The organism is Ruegeria sp. HKCCD7628, from assembly GCF_057221005.1.
In genome coordinates this window covers 984771-1007570 of sequence record NZ_JBWVBA010000001.1, presented here as the reverse complement: position 1 = coordinate 1007570, position 22800 = coordinate 984771, and the positions used below count along the sequence as shown (strand labels likewise).

Below are 22800 nucleotides of genomic sequence, written 5' to 3'. Positions count from 1 at the left end.
CATGGAAGCTCAACGTGGCAGACGCAGGCGGGGACGTGGGGCCGAAGCCGCCCCCGCACCCAAACGGGATGTGAATTACCGCCAGCTCAGAAACCCGTTTCCGCCGATGGAGGTGTTCTCGGCGGATCAGATCGCCGACATGCACGCGTCGTCCTTACGTCTGTTGCAGGAACTGGGCATCAAGGTGCTGCTGCCCGAAGCGCGGTCGTTGTTCGCCAAGGCTGGGGCCAAGGTCGATGAAGACACCGAGATGGTGTTTATTGGCAAGGATATGGTCGAGGCCGCTGCCGCCTCGGCCCCCAAATCCATCGCTTGTCGGGCAGGGGCGCGGCATCGGGATTTCACGCTGGAATTGGGATCCTTGGTCTTTCAACCTGGTGCCGCGGCCCCCAACGCCACCGACCTTGAACGCGGGCGGCGGCCGGGATCGGGACGCGACTATCTGGAATTCCTGAAGCTCACCCATCATTTCGACGTGTTCCAGATGATCTCGCCTTTGGTCGAACCGCAGGATGTTCCGACCAACGTGCGACACTACTTCACGACGCGCGCGCAGATGGAGCTGACGGACAAGTTCCCTTTCTTCTTCTCACGTGGGAAACCGCAGGTTTTGGACAGTTTTGAGATGCTGTCTATCGCACGAGGGCTTTCGGATGACGCATTCCGCGCGGACGCGCATTGTTATACGATCATCAACACCAACAGCCCGCGCACGCTGGATATTCCGATGGCGCAAGGGTTGATCGACTTTGCGCGGCACGGCCAAATCTCGATCATCACACCGTTCACGCTAATGGGCGCGATGGCTCCGATCACCGTGGCGGGTGCTATCACTCTGTCCCATGCCGAGGCGCTGGCCGCGTTGACCCTGACGCAGCTGGCCAACCCCGGCGCGCCGGTGTGTTATGGGACGTTCACAAGTAACGTAGACATGAAATCGGGCGCGCCTGCCTTCGGGACGCCTTCGCACTTTCAGGCGTCCTTGGCAGTGGGGCAGTTGGCGCGGCATCTGGGCCTGCCATGGCGGTCGGCTGCGGGGTCGGCCTCGAATATCAATGACGTGCAGGCGGCGAATGAAAACCAGTTCGGCCTGTGGGGCTGTCTGATGGCCGGGGCAACCGTGATCATCCATTCGGCCGGGTGGCTCGAAGGCGGCTTGACCGTATCCTACGAAAAACTGGTTAGCGATGCCGAAGTGCTGAACATGGTGGCCGAGCTGTGCAATGGCGCGCAGGCCGGCGCCTCCGAGATCGGGTTCGATAGCGCGCTGCGCGAGGTCGACCCCAGCGGACATTTCTTTGCCACCAGTCAGACAATGGAGCGCTATAACACCGAGTTCTACCAACCCCATCTGCACGACTATGCCAATTTCGGCACGTGGACGGAACGCGGATCGGTCGATGCCAACCATCGCGCGACCGGGGTCTGGAAGGACATCCTTACCAATTTCGAATCCCCCGTTCAGAACTCTGACCGGCTGGGCGATCTGCACGACTTCATTGCCCGACGCACAGAGGAGGGCGGTGCGCCGCCCGAGAGTTGAATGAGCAAACCGATCCTGCACCGCGACGACCCCGAGGCCGAGCCTCTGGTGGGTAACATAAAGGTCACGCGCGACGACTGGTTGAACGTGGCGATGGACGTCCTGATCTCGGACGGGATCGACCAGATCAAAGTGCTGAATCTGGCCGAGCGGATGGCTGTGTCGCGGTCTTCGTTCTATTGGTATTTCAAATCGCGGCAAGAGCTGCTGGACGCGTTGTTGGCACGCTGGCAGGCGACCAACACCGCTGGGTTGATCCGTCAGGCCGAGGCCCCGGCAGACACGATCACGGGCGCGGTGTGCAATGTGCATCGCTGCGTGGTGAACACCGATCTGTTCGACACGGCGCTGGATTTCGCCATCCGCGACTGGGCGCGTAAATCGGGCAAAGTGCGTCGTGCGCTGGATCAGTCGGATGCGCGGCGGCTAGAGGCTTTGCACGCGATGTTCGCGCGCTATGGGTATCCCGAGGTCGAGGCCGAAACCCGAGCCCGCGTGCTGTACTACATGCAGATCGGATACGATCTGGCGCAACTGAACGAACCCATGTCTGTGCGGATCGCCATGGTGCCGCACTATTTGTTTGTCTTCACCGGGGTTGAGCCGCGCCGTGAAGAGATCGAGGAATTCAGCGCCTATTACCGGCGCTACTGGACAGGAGATCCGTCATGACCCAACCAGACGCAATCATCATCGGAACAGGCGTGATCGGCGCAGCTATCGCGTTCGAGATGGCCAAGGCCGGGTGGAAAACCTTGTCACTGGATCGCAATACGCAGGTTGGGCATGGCTCGACCGCCGGGTCATGCGCGATTATTCGGATGCATTACTCCACCTTTGATGGCACCGCCTTTGCGTGGGAGGGCTATCACTATTGGCGCGACTGGGCCGCGTATCTGGGCTTGCCAGAAAACGCTAATCTGGCGCAGTTCCGCGAGACCGGGTGCCTGGTGATGAAGACCGAGGCCAACGGGACGTTGGAAAAACACATGGTTAACAGCGCGGATCTGGATTGCCCGTTCGAGGAATGGACACCCGAGAAGATCACCGAGCGCTTGCCTGTCTATTCCATGGACAGTTTCACACCGCCAAAACGCATGGACGATCCTGAGTTTGGCCTGTCCAACGGACGGAAGATGCAAGGCGGAGTGTTCTGGCCACAGGCAGGCTATGTGACTGATCCGGCATTGTCGGCGCAGAACCTGATGGATGCCGCCAAACAGCACGGGGCCGAGGTGCGAACAGGGGCCGAGGTGGTTGAAATTCTGACAGAGGCCGGGCGCGTAGCCGGGGTCAAGCTGGCCAATGGTGAGGAGATTCGTGCCAAGGTGGTGGTGAATGTGGCCGGGCCGGGGTCGGCCATCATCAACGGTATGGCAGGGGTGCTGGATGATATGACCATCGAGACGCGCCCTCTTCGGCAAGAAGTCGTGCATGTGCCTGCGCCCGAAGGGTTCGATTTTGAAAACGATGGCACCATCGTCTCGGACAGCGACATCGCGCTGTATTGCCGCCCCGAGCATGGCAACCACATCCTTGTGGGCTCGGAAGACCCGGAGTGCGATCCGCATCAGTGGTGCGAGGATGATGTCAACTACAACCGTGATTTCACCGACCAATGGACCACGCAGGCGATGCGCTATGCCCAGCGGGTTCCTAGCCTGGGCATCCCGTCTAAGACGCGTGGTGTGGTGGACCTATATGACGCCTCGACCGATTGGATTCCGATCTATGACAAATCCAGCCTGCCGGGGTTCTACATGGCCTGCGGCACAAGCGGGAACCAATACAAGAATGCGCCGATTGCCGGCAAGATGATGGCTGCTCTGATAGACTATGTCGAAGGTGGCGCTGATCATGACGCCCAACCGCTGCAGTTTACGTTGCCCTATATCAATCGCGTGATCGACGTGGGGTTTTATTCCCGGAAGCGCCCGATCAACGAGGAAAGCAGTTTTTCAGTTTTGGGGTAGTTTGACGCGTAAAACGCTCTAACCTTTCTGGGGACTGCAACAAGGCAGGACCCCAGAATGACCGATACTCAGACCCGAGTTTTGATTATTGGAAGCGCGCCGGCTGCCGTTGCAGCGAAAGATTGGGAGCGTTCGCCATTTACGCACATAGTGGCGATCAACAACGCCTGGCGTATTCGTAATGATTGGGATGTACTGATCCACCCCGAGGACTTCCCGGTCGAGAACCGACCCGCCGCGACGCTTAGCAGTCAATCCATTGTTGGTGCCGCAGACTACGTACCTTTGCAAAATGACTATGGTGGGTTCGTCTACGCGGGCGGCACGATGGCCTTTACCGCAGGGTACTGGGCACTGGCTGCGCTGCGCCCCTCTGTGTTGGCATATTTCGGCTGTGACATGGTATACCCCAGCGCTGGAAAGACACATTTTTATGGAACCGGGGCGGCCGATCCTTTGCGTGCTGACGTTACGCTCAGGTCACTTGAAGCAAAATCGGCTCGGCTTGGGTTGTTCGGTGCTGCTCAGGGATGTCGGATCGTGCGGCTTTCCAACGGGGAAAGCAGGCTGGTCTATCCTTCGGTCGCTTCGACATCGCTTGGTTCGGTCGATCTGCCGTGCACGCATGGGATGAGTGCGGCATTGCAGCGTGAAAAAGAGCTTGGTTACTACGTGCCGTCGGGTCGCTATTGGGAGCATTCGGATGCGTTTGACACCGACCGAATAGATGAATTGGACAAGATGTGGCTGTCAGCTTACCGGCAGAGTGCGTTGGGTAAGGTCGCCTAAGCTGCGAATTTCACCCAGGCCCAGACCATTGCGACATAGGTTAGATTGTGCAGGCACTGATCCAGCCCGGCCGCGCGCCAAAAGGCCGCTTGCGTTGGCATTAGTTGTTTTTTGTCGGAATAGCTGGCCTTTGCGAAATCAATATTGAAATGAACGATCCATTCCAGCGCGGCGATGATAAGAATAAATGCCCAAGGCGAGCCAAATAGTAGGAAAACAATGACGGACCCCACAACATGCACTGCCGCATGTTGTGCGCGTCCCATATGAAAATATTCCCCGCGTCCCGCCAGCATTTTCGGCGTTTGGAGGTAATAGTCCGCAAACATATGTTTGATCTGCAATAAGCAGAGCATCAAAAACACTGCGCCTAAATTGGCAGGCAAATGAATCCTCCCGACATCGTCCTGATTTAAACACTAGGCGGTAACTTGTGGTTGCGCAAATGAACTTGTTCACATTCGGCGAAAATCTGATCAAATTGGAAACTGTTTGCGTCGCTGGCCACGATTGCGGTAAATTCAAACCATTGGATTTGCGACAATGTCGCCAAGATCGGGTCAGTGATCCGCAACAGGGGCAGGTTCCATAGAACGCACGATTTTCCGCTTTATTTGGAAATACTCCAAACGCGATCAGTTGATCTTGCTGGCCGTGACTGCGACGCTGTTTCCGCTGCTTTACCTGACGCTGGAATTGCCAAAACGGATCATCAACGATGCGATCGGGGCCGGAAGCTCGGTGGTGAACGTGATGGGCTATCAGTTGCCGCAGACCACCTTCCTGATCATCCTGTGTTTCGCGTTTCTGGCTGCGGTTCTGGCCCACGGCCTGATGAAAATGCGGATCAACACGATGAAAGGCGTTCTGAGCGAGCGGATGCTGCGTCGTTTCCGGTATCAACTAATCAGTCGCGCGCTGCGCTTTCCCCAACCTTATTTCGAGCGCGTCAGCCAGGGTGAGATGGTCTCGATGATCACTGCCGAAAGCGAGCCGATGGGCGGGCTGATGGGGGACGCGATCAGCCAACCCGTGCTGCAGGCCGGGCAGATGATCACCATCCTGTCTTTCCTGTTTCTGCAAAGTGTCTGGTTCGGCCTTGCCGCGGTTGCCTTAATCCCGGTGCAGGCCTGGTTGATCCCCAAGCTGCAACGCCAGATCAACCTGCTGAACAAAAGCCGGATTCAAGAAGTTCGTATTCTGGCCGCCCAAATCGGGGAAAACGCGGCGGGCGCGTCGACGCTGCGCACGAATGGGGGGTGGCGGTATCGTCGTGCGATGATCTCGGACCAGCTGGGGCGGCTGTTCAGCATTCGTTTCGAGATTTACCAGAAAAAGTTCTTTATGAAGTTCATCAACAACTTCATTTCGCAACTGACGCCGTTCTTGTTTTATCTGGTCGGCGGATTGCTGGTTCTACAGGGCTCGGTCTCGCTGGGTGCGCTTGTCGCGGCGCTGGCGGCCTACAAGGACCTGAGCTCTCCGTGGAAAGAGCTGCTGACCTACTACAATCAGACTCAGGACATGTCATTGCGCTGGGACGTAGTGGTTGAACGGTTTGCACCCGCGGGAATGGTTGACGAAAAACTGTTCGAAGGCGAACCAGACAGCACGCCGCGCCTGAACGGCGATATAACACTGGGTCACGTCTCGGTCCGGGATATGGACGGCAATCAGGTTCTTGATGACCTGAACCTGACCTTTCCCGGTGGAAAAACCATCGGCGTCGCAGCCCCCAGCGAAGAAGATCGGCGCGCCCTGGCAGAATTGCTGACGCGCGAGATCATGCCTTCGTCCGGTCGGGTTGAAATCGGGGCGGAAAACATGGCCGACCTGCACCAAGGCGTCGTTGCTGCACGAGTTGGATACGCGTCTTCGCGTCCGGTGATGTTTCAAGGCTCGTTGGGCGACAACGTTATGATGCCGATGCGGTTCAAGCCGGTGACAGGCGGGGTCGAAGATCACGACTTTGCAGAGACCCGGCGGGCAGGGAATAGCGACGATCCCTACAGAGCCGAATGGCTTGACCCTTCGCGGGCTGGTGTTGAAAACGCCGAATCTCTGCGCGACTGGTGGCTGCATCTGATCGACGGCATGGGCTCGGGCGCGGCGCTTTTTCAACGTGGGGCAGAACAGGTCTTTGAACCGGGCGAACACCAGGATCTGGCCCGGAAGCTTATTGAATTGCGACCCCTCGTACAGCAGGCGGTGCGAGATGCCGGGCTTGAACAGCAGGCCCTGATCTTCGACTGGTGCTGCTACAATCCTGCCTTACCCGTTGCCGAAAACCTGCTGTTCGCGACCCCGCGTGTGCCTGTGACGCAGGACTTGCTGGCCCGCCAACCTGTCTTTTTGGGAGAGCTGCGAGAACTGGGCCTGGACGAGACACTGGTCAACCTGACGCGCGATGTGGTGGATATGCTGCGGCAGATCTTTGGTCTGGACGGCACAGACCATCCGCTGTTTCGAAAGCTGGGCCTTGAAGCACAGACTTATGAAAGCGCGATAGAATTGCTGGAGCAGACGCGGGATGAGGGGGTCTCGGGTCTGAATGACGAACAGCTCGCTAACCTGCTTGCGGTTCCCGTTGTGATTTCGGCCGAGCAAATCGGTCCGGCATTTTCAGATGAACTGAAGAACCGCATTCTTGAACTGCGCCACAGTCATTCGCATAAACTGCTTGAGACTTTGCACGACGTGTTTGTGCCACTGAATGCCGAAGAATTTGCGCCCGGCCTGACGGTGATGGAGAATGCGTTGTTCGGCAAGGTCAGCCAGATTGGGGGTGCGCGTTCAGATGAGGTGCGCAAACTGATCGTGGATGTTCTTGACCGCAACGGGGCACGGCCACAGGTGGTCGAATTGATCTATGACGTTCCGGTGGCGCTGGGTGGTCAGAATCTCCCGGCGGTTTTTGCCGAGCCGCTCTCGTTCACGCGCGCGACGATCAAGAAACCGGATATCCTGATTTTGGATAATGCGCTGGCCAGCTATGACATGGCCACGCAGGTGGCGGTCTATAAGAATATACGCTCTTTGCTACCTGAGACGACCGTCATTTATCTGAACGATCAGTATGACAATCCGGATGTATTCGACATGTATGCCGAAATCCGGCAGGGTCGGGTGGTTTCAGATGAAGGACCTGCGGACGTGGAAGAAGACAGTGCAGCCTCGGCCGACTTGGCGCGCAAGCTGCGCGCGCTTGAGCAGACGCCGCTGTTTTCGGGTCTTGACCGTCGTCAGCTGCGCCTTTTGGCTTTTGGTGCCCGCTGGTTTGACGCCAAGCCTGGCGAGGTTGTGTTCCTCAAGGACGACCAACCCACAGATGGGGCCTATGTGGTGTTGGAAGGCGAAGCGGGTCTGTATCTGCCACAACCTGACGGACCGGATCAGTTGATCACAAAAGTTGGTGCAGGAGCGCTGGTCGGAGAGCTGGGCCTGATCCGCAAAGAGCCGCGCGCACTGAGCATGCTTGCCGAGACGAATCTGTCCTGCCTGCGGATCGGGGAAGAAGAGTTCTTGGCCGTTGTCGAAAACGATGCCGCCACGGCCTTTAAGCTGATGCAGGTGATTGCAGGGTATGTGTCAAACTAGTCTTGCGGTTTACAGAACAGGTCGTAAAGCAAACCAATCATTTGGGCCGTGTTTCCGTCCTGCAACGAATAGTAGATCGTTTTCCCCTCGCGCCGGGTCGACACCAGCCCCTCGCCGCGCAATCGCGCCAGCATCTGGCTGACGGCGGCTTGTCGGATATTCAGCAGGTTCTCAAGCTCACCCACTGATTTCTCACCTTCGCCCAAATGGCAAAGGATCATCAGGCGGCCTTCATGGGCCAGAATTTTCAGGAACGCAGCGGCATGCGCGGCGCTCTCTTGCATATCTGAAAGGGCGCTGTCCTGATCCTGAGCGTCTTTTTCCTTAAGTGTCACGTAGGAGCCTGCTTGTGATAGGGGGTCAAGGTAATATGCCCCAAACCGCAGCAGTTTGTCACCCCTCGGTTGCAGGGGCACCGCCCTGAAACGCATTGCCGTCGACGTAATTGCAAGGTTCTTCCTGCATCTGAAGGTGTAATCCGTCACCTGTCAAAGGATGCGCCCGCGCCAAGTCTTCGTCGACATCGATGCCCAAGCCTGCAGCCGCCGGTGCCGTTACAAAACCGTTTTCAACGCGCAACGTGCTTTTGATCAGGGCGTCGTGAAATGGGGTCTCGATCGTTTCCAGCAAAAGCAGATTTGGGATCGAAGCCGCCAGATGAATATTCGCGGCCCATTCCACCGGCCCCGCGTATAAGTGCGGAGCCATTTGTACGTTAAAGACCTCGGCCATTGCAGCGACTTTCTTCATTTCCCAGATGCCACCGGCACGGCCCAGTGCAGGTTGAAGAATCTCGGCTGCGCCTGCGCGCAGGACGGCTCCGAACTCGGCCTTCGTGGTCATTCGTTCGCCTGTTGCCACAGGAATTCGGACATTGCGGGCAACACGGGCCATGTCCTCGATCATGTCGGGGGGCGTGGGTTCTTCGAACCAGAGTGGCGAATATGGCTCTAGCGCCTGACCCAGGCGGATCGCACCGGCGGTATTGAATTGGCCATGGGTGCCGAACAGCAGGTCGGCCTTGTCGCCCACGGCCTCACGGATGGCCTTGCAGAAGGCGACAGACATCGAGATATCGGACATTGCAGGCATATGCCCGCCGCGTATTGTATAAGGCCCGGCAGGGTCGAACTTGACCGCTGTAAAGCCGCGCCGGACCATTTCAGAAGCGCATTCAGCTGCCTGATCAGGTGCAGTCCAAAAGTCGTTAAGATTATGCTGGGGTAGGGGGTACAGATAGGTATAGGCGCGGATCCGATCATTCACCAGCCCACCCAGCAGAGCGTAGACGGGACGGTCGCGATCTTTGCCCAGAATGTCCCAGCAGGCGATCTCAAGCCCCGAAAACGCGCCCATGACTGTCAGATCGGGTCGTTGTGTAAAGCCGCTGGAATAGGCGCGGCGGAACATAAGCTCGATGTTTTCGGGGTTTTCGCCCTGCATGTGACGCTCAAAGACGTCCCGAATGACGTGGCGCATAGCATCAGGGCCTACAGATGAAGCATAGCATTCGCCCCAACCGGTTATACCCGTGTCGGTCGTGACTTTGACCAATATCCAATAGCGCCCGCCCCAACCGGGTGCCGGCGGAGCGGTCACAATGATGTCGAGGTCCTGCAGCTTCATGGCGTCTCCTCCGGTCGTTTGCCTTAGGCTTTGTCGAACATGATCACGTTTCGCTTGGCCGAGCCGGTTTTGGTGTCTGCGATCGCCTCGTTGATCTGCGACAACGACCACCGGCCCGAGATCAGCTCGTCCAGCTTCAGCCGCCCCTGTTCATACAAGTCAATCATCCAGGGAATATCGCGCTGTATGACCACGTCGCCCATTTTCGATCCGATCAGGCCTTGCCCTAGCGCTGCAAGGATAACGGGTTCATAGCTTGACTGATCACCAGAATGAGGCATCCCGATCATGACAGCCTTCCCACCGGGCCCAAGATATCGGGGTGCCTGATCATAGGCCGGGATGGCGCCTACCGTGATCAGCACGGCGTCGGCCCCACGCCCGCCCAAGGCTTTGTAGGCGTCCTTCCATGGTGACTTCGACGTCGCCAAAACACCATGCGTCGCACCGAACTCTGCAGCGATGTCCAACTTATCTTCGGTCATATCGACGGCCACAATGCGCCGCGCTCCGGCGATACGCGCGCCCTGAATGGCGTTTAGCCCCACGCCGCCAGCGCCGATCACGACCACGTCCTGCCCTGGACGCAGACCGGCGGCGTTCACCGCGGCCCCCACGCCGGTGATCACACCGCAGGACAATAGGCTGGCTACATCCTTGGGCATGTCTGCCGGGATTTTCACAATCTGACGGTGGCTGACCACAACTTTTTCGGCAAAGGCACCGCAGGCCATGGCCTGTTCCAGCGGTCCACCGTCGGCCGTGCGCAGCGGCCCTTTAACGGTGTCATATGGCGTTTCGCAAATCGTTGGGTTACCGCCTGCACAAGACGGGCAGGATCCGCAGGCGCGGATGAGGGTGACGACAACCGGGTCGCCGATGGCAAAGCCCCCAGCTGCCGGACCAACCGCAGTAATGACGCCCGCGGCCTCGTGCCCGTAAACGGCAGGCAGGAACCCACCCCAGGCACCGCTTGCGTAGTATATATCCGAGTGGCAGATCGCGACCGCGTCCAGAGTGACTTCGACCTCGCCCGTTTGAGGTGGCGCGATTTGGATGTCCTCGATGACCAAGGGGTCACCGAAGGCCCGGCAGACGGCGGCTTTGATTGTTTGCATCTCTTCCCTCATTTCCTTTGGGCCACGGTGGCGCGCCGGATTGCAGGCTGCAAGGTGGAATCCGTCACAGCGGTGTCGCTGTTACACTTTTTTGGGTTTTGCTTTCAGAAAGGCTGCAAAGCCGACGACCATCAAGGCCATGGCCAGCAAGAAAGGGGCACCCGGCAGATAAAGTCCCGTATCTGGTCTGGCAAACTGCGCAAAGACGCTGGTCATCAGCAAGGGGGAAATCACCATCGATAGGGCATGCAGTGAGGTAAGGACGCCCTGCAACTCGCCTTGCTGGCTGTCCGGCGTAGCCTTGGACATCATCGCTTGCAAGGCGGGGGTCACAACCGCACCCAGCGCGGTGAGAGGGATCAGCAGCAATGCGATCGGACCACTTGTCAGAAACGCCAGAATAGCGAAGCTGATAATCTCGATGACCATGCCGTAGATGATCGTTCCTCTTTCGCCCAGATACCGGGTAGCTGGCCGGATCAACCCGCCTTGAACGGCAGCCATGCCAATTCCATAAACACCAAGGGACAAGCCGATCATCTGGGGGGACCACCCAAACCGTTCGGTGGTGAAATAAGCCCAGATGGCAGGGTATACGTAAATTGAGATCGAATAGAGGAAATATACCCACAGCATCGGGCGAATGCCGGGCAATCCCGCAATGGCGCGGAGGGAATTGATTGGGTTTGCGCGGCGCAGATTGAAAGCTCTGCGCGTTTTGTCGGTCACGGTTTCGGGCATTACGAAAAGGCCAATTGCAAAGGTCACCAACGATAATGCTGCGGCTGCCCAGAAGGGGGCGCGGGTCCCGTATTCGCTCAGCAGGCCGCCGGTCACGGGGCCCAAAACGAACCCGACGCCGAAAGCTGCGCCGAGCAGACCGAAATTGGCCGCCTTTTCTGCGGGTTTGGAAACATCTGCCATAAAGGCTGCTGCAGTGGCGTGGGTGGCCGCTGTGACACCACCGACAATCCGCCCAACCAATAGCAGCCATATACTGCCCGCCAATGCCATCACCACATAGTCCAACGACATAACGAACAGCGACACCAGCAGAACTGCTCTGCGCCCATAGGCGTCTGAAAGATTGCCGAGGATGGGGCCGAAGACGAATTGCATTGCCGCAAATGCAGTGCTGAGAACACCTCCCCAAACTGCTGCACCGGCCAGCGTACTGCCCTGAACTTCGACGATGAGTTCGGGCATGATCGGCAGAACCAGCCCAATGCCCATTGCGTCGATCATGACTGTGAGCAGGACAAAGAGAAAGGGAAGACGCATGGAAACCGCTGAGTGAATACTCCGGCACTCTAGCCACAGAGTTTATCGCTGAAAAGTGGCTTACGCCCCGCCCTCGTGGGGCAAGTCAATTGCGATACTGTCCAATATTTCGGCCAGCTGACCCGGATGGGAAAAGAACGGAGAGTGAGAGCTGTCGATGCTATGCCGCATGGCTTCGGGAACGCCGAAACTCATCTGCTTTTGATACTCGGGCGGGATCGTGCGGTCGTCGGTGGCTTGGATATAAGCCTTGGATACGCGCGCGAATGCATCGCTGAGCGGCAGGGGCGTATCTTGCGGCGCAATGGCCTGAGGACATAGCCGCGAAAGCGCATAGGGTACGGTTTCAGCCGGGCAGTCGTGATAAAACAGATCCTGAACCCGCTCGGGCTTGACCGTGTAGGATAGACCATCTGCCGATTTATCCACCGCATCTCCGATGGTCTGACGAGCGGACTGTCGGCGCATCTCGATCATCGACATCCCGTCTTTGGGAAGGTAGGCGCACAAATACACCAAGGCGCGCATCCTTGTCGGCTGGGCCTCGGCCGCGGCGCTGATCGGGTAGCCGCCCCATGAATGCCCGACGACAATCGTCTGCGGCGAACACGCCTTGAGTACCGCGTCGCGGCATCCCTGCAATGTGACCTCGGAAACCGGTGTCGGATCAGCACCGTGGCTAGGCATGTCGATTGCGCGTGCCGTATGCCCCAAGGCGGCAAGTTCGGGGATCAGATCGCGCCAGCACCACGCACCGTGGCATGACCCATGGACCAAAAGGAAATCTGCCAATGCTGTTCTCCTTCAGATATGCCCGATATCCGCCAGGAAACGGCTTAGAATCGCTGCGTATTCCTGGGGTTGCTCGACACAGGGCAGATGCCCGGCTCGGCGCATCAGTTCAAAACGAGAGCCGGGGACAAGATCAATGGTTTCCCGTACCAGATCAGGCGGAGTTGAGCCATCCTCGCTGCCGGCAATGCCCAGTGTAGGCAATCTTAAGCCGCTGGTTGGCGTATAGAAATCCGTGCCTGAAATCGCCGCGCAACATCCCAAGTATCCGTCCTCGGGTTGTCGCGCCATCATGTTGCGCCATAACAGGTGATCTGGCGTCGCCCGAAAGGCTTTTGAGAACCAGCGTTCCATTGTGGCGTCTGCCAGCGCTTCGATCCCACCCTCACGAATGGCGTCCATACGCTGGTTCCACATCGCTGGGGTGCCGATTTTGGCCGCGGTATTCGACAAGACCAACCCCCGGATCAAGTCCAACCGTTTGACGGCCAACCCTTGTGCGATCAGCCCGCCAATCGAAAGGCCCACGAACACACAATCCCGGATTTCGAGGTGATCCAGCAGGGATTCTGCATCCCGAACCAGCGCCCCCATAGAATACGGAGCAGGTGGTGCAGAAGACAGCCCGTGCCCCCGTTTGTCATACCGGATCAGGCGAAGCCCGGCCGGCAGATGAGGCAATACGGCGTCCCAAAGCCGCATATCCGTGCCCAGCGAATTGGCGAATACGACCGGTGCCCCGCTTGGATCGCCATCCTCACGGTAATGGAGCTTTATGTCCCCGAAATCTGCAATTTGCATGACACAATCCCCATTCGTCATACGTTCAGCCAGCACCCTGCCTTATCGGTCCTGTGTTGTCAGGTCAGGAATTCCAGTGCTTTTCCAAAGACTTCCGGGTCAGCGTTGCCGCCAGATGCCACTACGATAACCGTGTCACCTTCAATTTCGGCGCCACGGTACAAAGCGGCCGCCAACGACACAGCGCCGCCGGGCTCCAACACTATTTTCAATCGCAAGAACGCTTGGGCCATGGCGCGAAGGGCTTCCTCTTCCGTGACCGAAAGGCCCGGACCGCACAAACGGTTCAGGATGGGAAAGGTGAGGTCGCCGGGCTGCGGTGTCAGGATCGCATCGCAAAGATTTCCGGATGTCGCCTTGTTCGCCTGAATATGCCCGGTCGCCAATGAGCGTTTCACATCGTCAAATCCTTCGGGCTCACACGGGCGCGGGCGAAGCCCCGGAGCGTGACCCTCCAATGCCAGCGCAATTCCAGACGTCAGCCCGCCTCCGCCGCAGCAGACAAGAACGTCGGCTTGGGTGACGCCGAGGGCAGTGGCTTGCCGGGCGATCTCCAATCCCGTCGTGCCCTGACCCGCTATAACCTGTGGTTCGTCATAGGGTCGGATCAGCGTCAAGCCACGCTCGGCTGCAAGGGCTTCGCCGATCTCTTCACGGCTTTCATTAGCGCGATCGTACAACACCACTTCTCCGCCCAAAGCGCGGGTGTTGTTGATTTTCAGCTGAGGCGCGTCCGAGGGCATGATGATGACGGAGGATATGCCGTGTTGTGCGGCGGCATACGCTACCCCCTGTGCGTGGTTGCCCGACGAATAGGCGATCACACCGCTCTGGCGCTCGGCTTCACCCAATGCGGAGATGGCCGACCAAGCCCCTCGAACCTTGAAACTGCCCGTGTGCTGCAGGCACTCGGGTTTAACCAGAACCCGACGGCCGGCAAGTTCATCAATGAACGGAGAAGACAGCAGCGGCGTTTCCCGCACATGTCCTTTCAGCCGCTCAGCGGCGGCTTCGATCATTTGCAATGTGCTCATAGGGCGTCCAGTGTTTTTCGGATCAGATCAAGCGACTCAGGTTCATCCAGAAAAGGCGCATGGCCCCGGTCTGGAACCGAGACAGAGACCAGCCCCGGATGTCGATCATGCATCTCGGCCAGGGTCTGCTCGCTTAGCACGTCCGAGTTTTCGCCGCGAATAACACCGGTCGGGATGTTTCGCAGAGCTTCATAGAACAGCCACATGTCCGGTATCGCGCCTGCCGCTGCCTGATCCAGAAGAGCGGTGCGCAGGCTTGGGTCATAGCGCAGTTTCAAACCTTGCGGGGTTTCCTCGTTCTGGAACTCAGCCATTTGTCGCCACCTTTGCAGTGGGACACCGGGGAAATGCGCCTGCATCATGTGCGGCAGGGCACGCGCCGCGTCGTCATAGGTCTTTGATACGGGTTGTTTGCCGACATAGTCCATGATCTTGGCGATACCCGACGTATCGATGACAGGGCCAATATCGTTAAGCACAACTGCGGCCAGACGCTCCGGGTGGCTGGCAGCCAGTGCCATGGCGATCAGACCCCCGCGTGACGTTCCGATCACTGATACCCGCTCAAGGCCAAGGTGATCCAGCAATTCAATGGCGTCATGCGCTTCGCGCAAGACGTTGTAGTTTCCATGGTCGGGGTCATAATCCGATTGTCCACGCCCCCGGTAATCCATCGCGATCATTCGATGATCGGCCATATGTGGCGCCAGAAACGAAAAATCCTGCGTGTTACGGGTCAGCCCTGCAAGACAGAAAACAGGCGCGCCGGACCCGGTGTCCTCGAAATATAGTTTCTTGCCGTCAGTGGTCGTGAAAAAGGGCATTACAGTCCTGCGATTTGGGGAATGGTCGTCAGGTCGGACAGTACATGCGCAGGCTTCCATGGCAAGCGATCCATCGGCTCCTGTGCCCGGTTGACCCAAGTGGTCACGAAGCCGTACCCGCTGGCCCCCGCGGCGTCCCACCCGTTTGAACTCACGAACAGAACCTCGTCCCGCGCGCATCCAAAACGTTGTTGAACCAGATCATAGACTTTGGAATGCGGTTTGAAGACGCCGACACTTTCGACCGACAGAACATCGTCTAGTACATCGCCGATGCCGGCCGATTGGACCGCTCCGTCCAGCATCGGAGGGGAGCCGTTCGACAGTATTGCAGTCTGAAGGCCGCCGGCTTTCAGAGCGGCTAGCATGGCGGGAACCTCGGGGTAAGCCTGCAATTCCCAATACAGGTCCAGCAAGCGCTGTCGCAAGGTCGCGTTGCCGTCCAGACTAGTGGCCTCCAGCGCCCAGTCCAACCCATCTTGGGTCACGTCCCAGAAATCAGCATGAGCGTCGGCAACGGCGCGCAGCCATGTGTATTGCAACTGTTTCAGGCGCCAGTAATTCGCCAGGTCGGGCCACTTTTCCTGCAATGATTCAAAGCCCGGTTCTGCCGCGGCCTGTCGTGCCGCAGCCGCGACATCAAAAAGCGTGCCATAGGCGTCGAAAACGCATGTTGTGATCGGCATCGTGTCCCCTCCATCCATCCGGCGCAGGTTTGCACAACAGGTGGTCGCTTGAAAGGGGGAAGGGTTTACAATGACGTGTCAGCCCCTAGGGTTGGCCGTTCAACTCTTTAACGGCCGGAGGCCAGAATGACCGCAATCAAACAGGGCGACACTGTTCGCATTCACTACACCGGTACGCTGTTGGACGGAAACGTCTTTGACAGTTCGGACGGGCGCGACCCGTTGGAGTTCGTGGTAGGCTCGGGCCAGATCATCCCGGGTCTGGACAGTGCGATGCCGGGTCTGACGGTTGGCGAAAAGAAGCGAGTCGAGATTGCCTGCGGTGATGCCTATGGACCGATTAATCCAGAAATGCGGCAAAGTATCCCCCGCGAAGGTATCCCGGATGACATTCCCCTGACACCAGGATCACAACTGCAGATGCAGACGCCTGAAGGTCAGGTGCTGCCAGTCACGGTGGTCGAGGCTGACGACGCAACAGTGACGCTGGATGCAAATCATCCATTGGCTGGTCAGGATCTGATTTTCGACGTCGAGGTTATTTCGGTCAACTGACCTATCGTAGCAGAGAGGATCAGACTGTAATCAGGCTGGTCCAGGATTCGAACTCAGCACGAACCTGCGGCTGCGTGAAAAACACAAACAACATTAACAATGTTGTCAGGCCCAGCAATGCAATCCGCCCGCGTACCCCTAGAAAACCCGATTTACGACGGGACCTAGAGGAGCGCGCGTTGCTTGCAACAATATGATCAGCTTTGCTCATGCCGCCTGTTTTGCCGGTGAAAGATGGTCAAATCTTGGCACCGGCAGGGAAAACTCGGGTCACATAAAGTCTGGCTGCGGCATGCCCAGTACGTGGAACCCGCCATCTACCTTGATAATCTCGCCCGAGGTGCAGGCTCCGGCTTCTGATGCCAAGTACACAGCAGTGCCGCCCACGGCCTCCAGCGTCGCGTTCGAGCGCATTGGCGCATTCTGGTCGCAGAACTTGTAGGTCTTGCGTGCGCCACCGATGGCCGCACCGGCCAGTGTTTTCATCGGACCGGGCGAGATGGCGTTCACGCGAATGCCTTCGGGGCCTAGATCATTGGCCAGATAGCGCGTAGCCGATTCCAGCGCCGCCTTGGCGACACCCATCACGTTGTAGTTCGGAACCACGCGGTTCGAGCCCTGATAGGTCAGCGTCAGCAAAGTGCCACCATTGTCCTTCATCATGGGATAGGCGCGGCGGGCGACCTCGATAAAAGAGTAGGCCGATACATCCATCGAATGTTTAAAGTTCGCCCGCGTTGTGTTCAAGAACCGGCCGGTCAGTTCCGACTTGTCCGAATAGGCGATTGCGTGGACCACGAAATCAATCGTCGGCCAACGCTGGGCTAGTTCGTCAAAGGCGCGATCCAGCGATTCGTCGTCGGTCACATCCGCGTCGACCATGAAGTCGCTGCCGAGGCTTTGCGCCAAGGGCTCCAGCCGCTTTCCGAATGCTTCGCCCTGATAGGTGAAAGCCAGTTCGGCGCCCGCTTCGTGCATGGCCTTGGCGATGCCCCACGCGATCGAGCGGTCATTGGCCACGCCCATGATAAGGCCGCGTTTGCCTTTAAGAAGATCCGACATCACATTCACCCGTTATACTTTGAAAGAACCATGGATCCGTTGGTGCCGCCAAAGCCGAAGCTGTTGGTCATCACCGAGTCGAGTCCCGCATTTTCAACGACTTGCGTTGCAATTTCACCGGGCTGGATGCCTTCGGCGAGCGTTTCGACATTGATCGACGGTGTAATGAAATCATTGTCCAGCATCAGCAGGCAGAAGATCGCCTCCAATGCGCCCGCAGCGCCTTGCGCGTGGCCGGTCATCGACTTGGTCGACGAAATCGGCGGCACGTTGCCTTCGCCAAAGATGCGGCGCACGGCTTCAACCTCGCCCACATCGCCGACCGGGGTCGAGGTCCCGTGGGCGTTGATGTATCCAACCTTGCGGCCTTCGGGCAGGGTGGACAGGGCCAGACGCATCGCGCGTTCGCCGCCTTCACCCGAAGGCGCCACCATGTCATGCCCATCCGAAGTGGCTGCATAGCCGGTGACTTCTGCGTAGATCTTGGCCCCACGCGCCAAAGCGTGATCCAGATCCTCAAGCACGACGATGCCGCCGCCACCGGAAATCACGAACCCGTCGCGATTCTGATCAAAGGCGCGCGAGGCTTTGTCCGGCGTGTCGTTGTATTTCGACGACATCGCGCCCATCGCGTCGAACAGGCAGGACAGCGTCCAGTCCAGTTCTTCACCGCCGCCTGCAAACATCACATCCTGCTTGCCCAGCATGATCTGTTCCGCCGCGTTGCCGATGCAATGCAGCGAGGTCGAGCAGGCCGAGGTAATTGAGTAGTTGATGCCCTTGATCTTGAACGCCGTTGCAAGGTTGGCCGAAATCGTCGAGCACATGCATTTCGGCACCGCGAACGGCCCGATCCGCTTGGTCGCGCCGTTTTTCAGCACGGTCTGATGCGCTGTCAGCATGGCGCTGGTCGAGGGGCCACCCGAGCCTGCCACCAGACCTGTGCGCGGGTTCACCACCTGATCTTCGGTCAGACCGGAATCTGCGATAGCCTGGCTCATCGCGATATGGGCATAAGCCGCGCCGGGCCCCATGAAACGCAAGGTGCGCTTGTCCACATGCTCTGTCACGTTGATCTTCAGCGAGCCGGCAATCTGGCTGCGAAAACCGTGTTCGACCATCTGGTCGTTGGCCTCAATGCCGGATTTGCCAGCTTTGAGTGAGGCCAGAACCTCTTGGGCATTGTTCCCGATGGAGGAGACAATCCCCAAACCGGTGACAACTACTCGACGCATATGCGTGCTCCTTATTTCGGGCCGATCAGGCTCAGGCTTCGGACAGGACGACTTTCATGTCCTTGACGTCGTAAATCATTTCACCGTCCGCTTCGACGATGCCATCCGCCACACCCATGGTCAGGCGGCGCGTCTGGATCGCTTTTTTGAAATCAATTTTGTAAGTCAGCATCTTGCGGTCGGGGCGGACCATGCCGGTCAGCTTGACCTCGCCCACGCCAACAGCCATGCCACGCCCCTGCCAGCCGCGCCAGCCCAGGTTAAAGCCGGTCAGCTGCCACAGGCCATCCAGCCCCAAACAGCCGGGCATGATCGGGTTTCCGGGGAAGTGGCAGTCAAAGAACCACAGATCCGGAGTAATGTCGAATTCAGCCAAAACATGACCTTTGCCATACGCGCCACCATCGGCTGAGATATCGATAATCCGGTCCATCATCAGCATCGGCGGGGCAGGCAACTGCGCGTTACCGGGGCCGAATAATTCGCCACGGGCGCATTTCAGCAGATCATCCTTGTCAAAGCTGCTCGGGAATTGGGCCATTCTTGCCGCCTCTCCTGCCAGGGGTCTGTTCATTCAATCTGGCCTCGTCTAGCACCCGTATGCAAGGTCCTGCAAGAGCGGTGGCCAACATCATGCGGTGTTCTGTCCGTTCTTTGCGAATGAATTTCATTTGAAATTACCTGACTTCAGCACCTATATATACTTCAGCAACAAAACGGTATCGGATTCATGACACCAGAAAGCCAGAGCATAGCCACGAACTGGTTGGTTCACGCCGGACTGCGCCCGACGCGTCAGCGTGTGGCCCTGGCCGAGCTTTTGGTCGGGGACGGAAAGCACCGTCATGTGACGGCGGAAAGCCTGTTTGAATCAGCTAAAAAGAACGGCGATGCCGTGTCTTTAGCGACTGTATACAACACTCTGCGGGCATTCTGCGACGCGGGCGTTCTGCAGGAAATCACTGTAGACGGGTCGAAAAGCTATTTCGACACCAACACGCATGATCACCCGCATTTTTTCTGGGAGGATGAAGGGCGCCTGAGCGATGCACCATCCGAACAGCTTGTGATCCAGCGCCTGCCCGAAGCACCCGAAGGGGTCGAGATCGCTTCGGTCGATGTCGTGATCCGGTTGCGAAAGAAGTAACCTTACGTCGTTAATTCCGACAGGATATCTTGCGCTCTGTCCAAGAGGGTGTCCATTGGACCCGTTCCATGCCGCGCGAGCACGACGGGCTCGGCTGCGAAATCATCGGTGACAGGTCGACTAACCAGTGGCCTCCCATCGTAGCTAACTGCAGCGGGGATATTCGCATAGGTCATAGCGACTCCTTCATTGTTTGCGGCCAGGCTGCGTTGGATTTCAAGTGATGCAGCGCGGTGTGCGACATTGGGTGTCTGCCCAGCTTTGCGAAACAAAGTCAGAAAATGTTGGGCAGAAAGTCCTTCGTCCGACAGGATCAAGGGATACGCCGCGATTTCCTTCAACGAGAGATGCCTGTGCTCCGCAAGCGGATGATCCGGAGACATCACCGCGTTCGGGCATGTGATGCAGAGCGACGTGGTTGTGAACCCGGCATCCAGCGTCAGCCCATAGGTAATCGCAAAGTCGATCTCACCCTGAACTAAGCCTGAGATTAAACCTTGGAAATTATCTACCCGGTAAGTCACATGGACATCTGGAAGGCCCTCTCGCAACAGGCGCAAAGCGCGGGCGAGCAGGAAGGGGGCAAGATCGTCGAAACATCCCAATCGCAAACGAGCCGCTGCAGGCCCCGTGGAGGTTGCGTTTTCCAGTTTCGCGGCGCGCGACAGCAATGCCTCGGCCTGTTCGATGAATGAGCGCCCTTGCGGGGTCACGGTCATCGCAGCACCGCGCTTTCGTGTGAATAATGGGTACCCCAGTTGGTCTTCGACCCGTGTTAGGGCGTTGGACAAAGCCGGTTGCGAAACATTCAGATGTTGGGCCGCCGCGGACAGGCCGCCGTATCGTCCAATGGCGCAGACATATTCGTATTGTCTAAGTGAAAGGTATAACATGGTTTTATATTTAGCTTCAAAAGATATGACTTGAACAGAGACCAATGCCATGCGCAGATCACAACGCAATCGGCACGGAGACTGACATGACCCATCCCCTTGTGACGCAAGACATGATCGACACCTATCAGCGCGACGGTGTTGTTCTGATCCGGAGACTGTTTGCCGATTATGTGGAAACCTTGCGCGATGGGGTTGCGGCGAACATGGCTGAGCCTGGCCCATACGCTTCGGACAATAAGAAACAGGGCGAGACCGGACTGTTTTTTGACGATTATTGCAATTGGACGAGGGTCAAACAGTTTCAAGATGTGATCCACAACTCTCCGGCAGCTGAGGTTGCCGCCGATCTGATGCAGTCACAAACTGTTCAGATGTTTCACGACCACGTCCTGGTGAAGGAACCGGGCACCTCGATGGCAACGCCGTGGCATCAGGATGGGCCGTATTATTTTGTTGAAGGTCAGCAGACGATCAGTTTCTGGTCACCGCTTGATCCGGTGACAAAAGCGACCTTGCGCTGCGTGGCCGGATCGCACCAGTGGGAGAAAGAGGTTCTACCGACTCGCTGGGTGTCCGAAGAAGGGTTCTTTCCCGATGAGGGCCAATACATTCCTGTCCCTGACCCGGATGCTGAAGGGATGCGCGTGGTCGAGTTCGAGATGCAGCCAGGTGACGCGGTAGCGTTCAACTATCACACGCTGCACGGCGCGCGCGGGAATCACTCTGACAGCCGCCGTCGTGCGTTTTCACTGCGTCTGGTGGGCGATGACGCGCGCTATGTAGAGCGACCCGGTCGAACCTCACCGCCGTTTCCGGGCCATGACATGGTGCCCGGGCAGCGTCTGCGTGAGGATTGGTTTCCGATGGTGTGGCCACGATAGGGGGCTCTGCCCCCGGCGCGGCGGGGCCGCACCTCTCCAGGGATATTTTTGGCCAGATGAAGGTTGGATCAGAACCACTGACCGGATTCGATCAGGCCCAAATCCAGCAATTGGGTCGAGTTCCATTCGAACGCGACCGAGTTCCGCCACTTGAAGCTTGGGATGTCGAAGGTCGACCCGGCGTTTGATTTCAGTGCTTTAGCCGCACGGAATGAGCAGATCGCTGCGGTCAGGTTGTGGTGCCAGGGGCAGGAATACGTGTTATATTCTGGTTCGCTAAAGGTGTGATCGGGCAACAGGCGCAGATTTTTGCGGGGCTTGAACAGGCCAATCCTGTCGATGCGGCGGCGTTCATAGGGGATGTGGTCTTCGAACCTCCAGCGCAAACCACCGGACATGTCCAGCTGGCGCTCTAGCGGCTGACCGTCAGGAGTGTGGCGAGTGTGGGCATAGTATCCAATGCGGTCCAGCATAGCACGATCCGGAGCCACTCCGTTGGGGAAAGCCGTAAGGTCATCGGCATACAGATCGACCACATGGGTCAACATCGCATCGCGACGTTCTTCGGTGTGAAAGGCTAGCATCTCACCGATGGTGCGGGTCTCGCAGAAGGGGAAGAACAGGTATTCGGCGTTGTAGCAGTAATACATCCAATTGGATGGAGCGGCTTCAATCACCTTGTTAATCGTGTCGAAAACGACGGTCCGCGGTGCGCAGGTCAACGCAACCCGGTGAATACGTTTTGTCAATTCCTCCGGCAGTGTGAATTCTGCGGGCATAAAGGCGATCAGATTGGTAAACCCAAGTTTCAGGTGATGGCGTATTGTACTTTCAAGTTCGACATCGTCCTCGGCAAAGATCAGGGCAATCGGCCCCTTTTTCAGCGCATCCGTGCCGGATTGCAGGAAAGAGTTTACAGAGTCGTACTGCATGGCCTGTTCGCGCTCGTCTTGCTGGTGT

General features: G+C 57.9%; 23 protein-coding genes. 8 read left to right on the top strand and 15 right to left on the bottom strand.

The window, feature by feature from the left end:
* Window position 1: 1 nt before the first annotated feature.
* The 4 genes from AC2TAD_RS05030 to AC2TAD_RS05015 are packed head-to-tail and all read left to right on the top strand — an operon-like array spanning window position 2 to window position 4305.
* Window positions 2–1543 carry a trimethylamine methyltransferase family protein gene (locus AC2TAD_RS05030; RefSeq protein ID WP_480866312.1) on the top strand — a complete coding sequence of 514 codons (1542 nt, stop codon included), beginning with the start codon at window positions 2–4 and terminating at the stop codon, window positions 1541–1543.
* A complete protein-coding gene (locus AC2TAD_RS05025; RefSeq protein WP_480866310.1) occupies window positions 1544–2215 on the top strand; it encodes a TetR/AcrR family transcriptional regulator in 672 nt (223 codons plus the stop codon).
* Window positions 2212–3516, top strand: coding sequence for an NAD(P)/FAD-dependent oxidoreductase (locus AC2TAD_RS05020; protein ID WP_480866308.1), 1305 nt, complete (start codon window positions 2212–2214; stop codon window positions 3514–3516). The genes AC2TAD_RS05025 and AC2TAD_RS05020 overlap by 4 nt, the downstream gene beginning before the upstream one ends.
* Before the next feature lie 57 nt (window positions 3517–3573).
* Window positions 3574–4305 (top strand): hypothetical protein, encoded by a 732-nt coding sequence (locus tag AC2TAD_RS05015; protein WP_480866306.1) that lies wholly within the window; start codon window positions 3574–3576, stop codon window positions 4303–4305.
* Here the strand turns inward: AC2TAD_RS05015 and AC2TAD_RS05010 are convergent.
* Entirely contained in the window at window positions 4302–4661 is a 360-nt protein-coding gene (locus AC2TAD_RS05010; RefSeq protein WP_170355054.1) for a DUF3307 domain-containing protein, read from the bottom strand. The genes AC2TAD_RS05015 and AC2TAD_RS05010 overlap by 4 nt on opposite strands.
* A 244-nt stretch (window positions 4662–4905) precedes the next feature.
* Between AC2TAD_RS05010 and AC2TAD_RS05005 the strand changes: the two genes are divergently transcribed.
* The gene (locus tag AC2TAD_RS05005) at window positions 4906–7902 is read left to right on the top strand and encodes a cyclic nucleotide-binding domain-containing protein (RefSeq protein ID WP_480866654.1); all 2997 of its coding nucleotides are present in this window, start codon (window positions 4906–4908) and stop codon (window positions 7900–7902) included.
* On the opposite strand, the gene AC2TAD_RS05000 is transcribed toward AC2TAD_RS05005, so the two are convergent.
* The 9 genes from AC2TAD_RS05000 to AC2TAD_RS04960 form a co-directional block, all read right to left on the bottom strand.
* On the bottom strand, window positions 7899–8186 hold the full coding sequence (locus AC2TAD_RS05000) for an ArsR/SmtB family transcription factor (RefSeq protein ID WP_170355056.1): 288 nt from the start codon (window positions 8184–8186) through the stop codon (window positions 7899–7901). The genes AC2TAD_RS05005 and AC2TAD_RS05000 overlap by 4 nt on opposite strands.
* A gap of 109 nt (window positions 8187–8295) precedes the next feature.
* The gene (locus AC2TAD_RS04995; RefSeq protein ID WP_480866304.1) at window positions 8296–9528 is read right to left on the bottom strand and encodes a mandelate racemase/muconate lactonizing enzyme family protein; all 1233 of its coding nucleotides are present in this window, start codon (window positions 9526–9528) and stop codon (window positions 8296–8298) included.
* Between the two features lie 23 nt (window positions 9529–9551).
* Window positions 9552–10646: a Zn-dependent alcohol dehydrogenase gene (locus tag AC2TAD_RS04990; protein WP_480866302.1), complete on the bottom strand. Its 1095-nt coding sequence runs from the start codon at window positions 10644–10646 to the stop codon at window positions 9552–9554.
* An 81-nt stretch (window positions 10647–10727) separates the two neighbouring features.
* Window positions 10728–11927, bottom strand: coding sequence for a TCR/Tet family MFS transporter (locus AC2TAD_RS04985; RefSeq protein ID WP_480866300.1), 1200 nt, complete (start codon window positions 11925–11927; stop codon window positions 10728–10730).
* 60 nt (window positions 11928–11987) lie between these two features.
* Window positions 11988–12719 carry an alpha/beta fold hydrolase gene (locus tag AC2TAD_RS04980; RefSeq protein ID WP_480866298.1) on the bottom strand — a complete coding sequence of 244 codons (732 nt, stop codon included), beginning with the start codon at window positions 12717–12719 and terminating at the stop codon, window positions 11988–11990.
* A 12-nt stretch (window positions 12720–12731) separates the two neighbouring features.
* Window positions 12732–13520 carry a 3-oxoadipate enol-lactonase gene (gene pcaD, locus AC2TAD_RS04975; protein ID WP_480494141.1) on the bottom strand — a complete coding sequence of 263 codons (789 nt, stop codon included), beginning with the start codon at window positions 13518–13520 and terminating at the stop codon, window positions 12732–12734.
* Between the two features lie 59 nt (window positions 13521–13579).
* The gene (locus AC2TAD_RS04970) at window positions 13580–14554 is read right to left on the bottom strand and encodes a threonine ammonia-lyase (RefSeq protein ID WP_480866296.1); all 975 of its coding nucleotides are present in this window, start codon (window positions 14552–14554) and stop codon (window positions 13580–13582) included.
* Window positions 14551–15378 (bottom strand): alpha/beta fold hydrolase, encoded by an 828-nt coding sequence (locus tag AC2TAD_RS04965; protein WP_480866295.1) that lies wholly within the window; start codon window positions 15376–15378, stop codon window positions 14551–14553. The genes AC2TAD_RS04970 and AC2TAD_RS04965 overlap by 4 nt, the downstream gene beginning before the upstream one ends.
* On the bottom strand, window positions 15378–16064 hold the full coding sequence (locus tag AC2TAD_RS04960) for a haloacid dehalogenase type II (protein ID WP_480866294.1): 687 nt from the start codon (window positions 16062–16064) through the stop codon (window positions 15378–15380). The genes AC2TAD_RS04965 and AC2TAD_RS04960 overlap by 1 nt, the downstream gene beginning before the upstream one ends.
* A 126-nt stretch (window positions 16065–16190) precedes the next feature.
* Here AC2TAD_RS04960 and AC2TAD_RS04955 point away from each other — a divergent pair, with 126 nt between their 5' ends.
* The gene (locus AC2TAD_RS04955; RefSeq protein ID WP_480866292.1) at window positions 16191–16619 is read left to right on the top strand and encodes an FKBP-type peptidyl-prolyl cis-trans isomerase; all 429 of its coding nucleotides are present in this window, start codon (window positions 16191–16193) and stop codon (window positions 16617–16619) included.
* Between the two features lie 270 nt (window positions 16620–16889).
* On the opposite strand, the gene AC2TAD_RS04950 is transcribed toward AC2TAD_RS04955, so the two are convergent.
* Genes AC2TAD_RS04950 through fabA form a run of 3 tightly spaced genes read right to left on the bottom strand, consistent with a single transcriptional unit; the run spans window position 16890 to window position 19457 of the window.
* Window positions 16890–17681, bottom strand: a complete 792-nt coding sequence (locus AC2TAD_RS04950) for an enoyl-ACP reductase FabI (protein WP_480494153.1) — start codon at window positions 17679–17681, stop codon at window positions 16890–16892.
* Between the two features lie 5 nt (window positions 17682–17686).
* Complete coding sequence (gene fabB / locus AC2TAD_RS04945) at window positions 17687–18916, bottom strand: beta-ketoacyl-ACP synthase I (protein WP_480866291.1); 1230 nt, start codon at window positions 18914–18916, stop codon at window positions 17687–17689.
* Between the two features lie 31 nt (window positions 18917–18947).
* Window positions 18948–19457, bottom strand: coding sequence for a bifunctional 3-hydroxydecanoyl-ACP dehydratase/trans-2-decenoyl-ACP isomerase (gene fabA / locus AC2TAD_RS04940; RefSeq protein WP_480866652.1), 510 nt, complete (start codon window positions 19455–19457; stop codon window positions 18948–18950).
* A 189-nt stretch (window positions 19458–19646) separates the two neighbouring features.
* Here fabA and irrA point away from each other — a divergent pair, with 189 nt between their 5' ends.
* Window positions 19647–20063 (top strand): iron response transcriptional regulator IrrA, encoded by a 417-nt coding sequence (gene irrA / locus AC2TAD_RS04935; protein WP_170354845.1) that lies wholly within the window; start codon window positions 19647–19649, stop codon window positions 20061–20063.
* Window positions 20064–20065: 2 nt separating this feature from the next.
* Here the strand turns inward: irrA and AC2TAD_RS04930 are convergent, their stop codons facing one another.
* Window positions 20066–20956 carry a LysR family transcriptional regulator gene (locus AC2TAD_RS04930; RefSeq protein ID WP_480866290.1) on the bottom strand — a complete coding sequence of 297 codons (891 nt, stop codon included), beginning with the start codon at window positions 20954–20956 and terminating at the stop codon, window positions 20066–20068.
* 86 nt (window positions 20957–21042) lie between these two features.
* Between AC2TAD_RS04930 and AC2TAD_RS04925 the strand changes: the two genes are divergently transcribed.
* Window positions 21043–21840 carry a phytanoyl-CoA dioxygenase family protein gene (locus tag AC2TAD_RS04925; protein ID WP_480866288.1) on the top strand — a complete coding sequence of 266 codons (798 nt, stop codon included), beginning with the start codon at window positions 21043–21045 and terminating at the stop codon, window positions 21838–21840.
* A 68-nt stretch (window positions 21841–21908) separates the two neighbouring features.
* Here the strand turns inward: AC2TAD_RS04925 and AC2TAD_RS04920 are convergent, their stop codons facing one another.
* Window positions 21909–22772, bottom strand: a complete 864-nt coding sequence (locus AC2TAD_RS04920; RefSeq protein ID WP_170753945.1) for a hypothetical protein — start codon at window positions 22770–22772, stop codon at window positions 21909–21911.
* Between the last annotated feature and the right edge of the window lie 28 nt (window positions 22773–22800).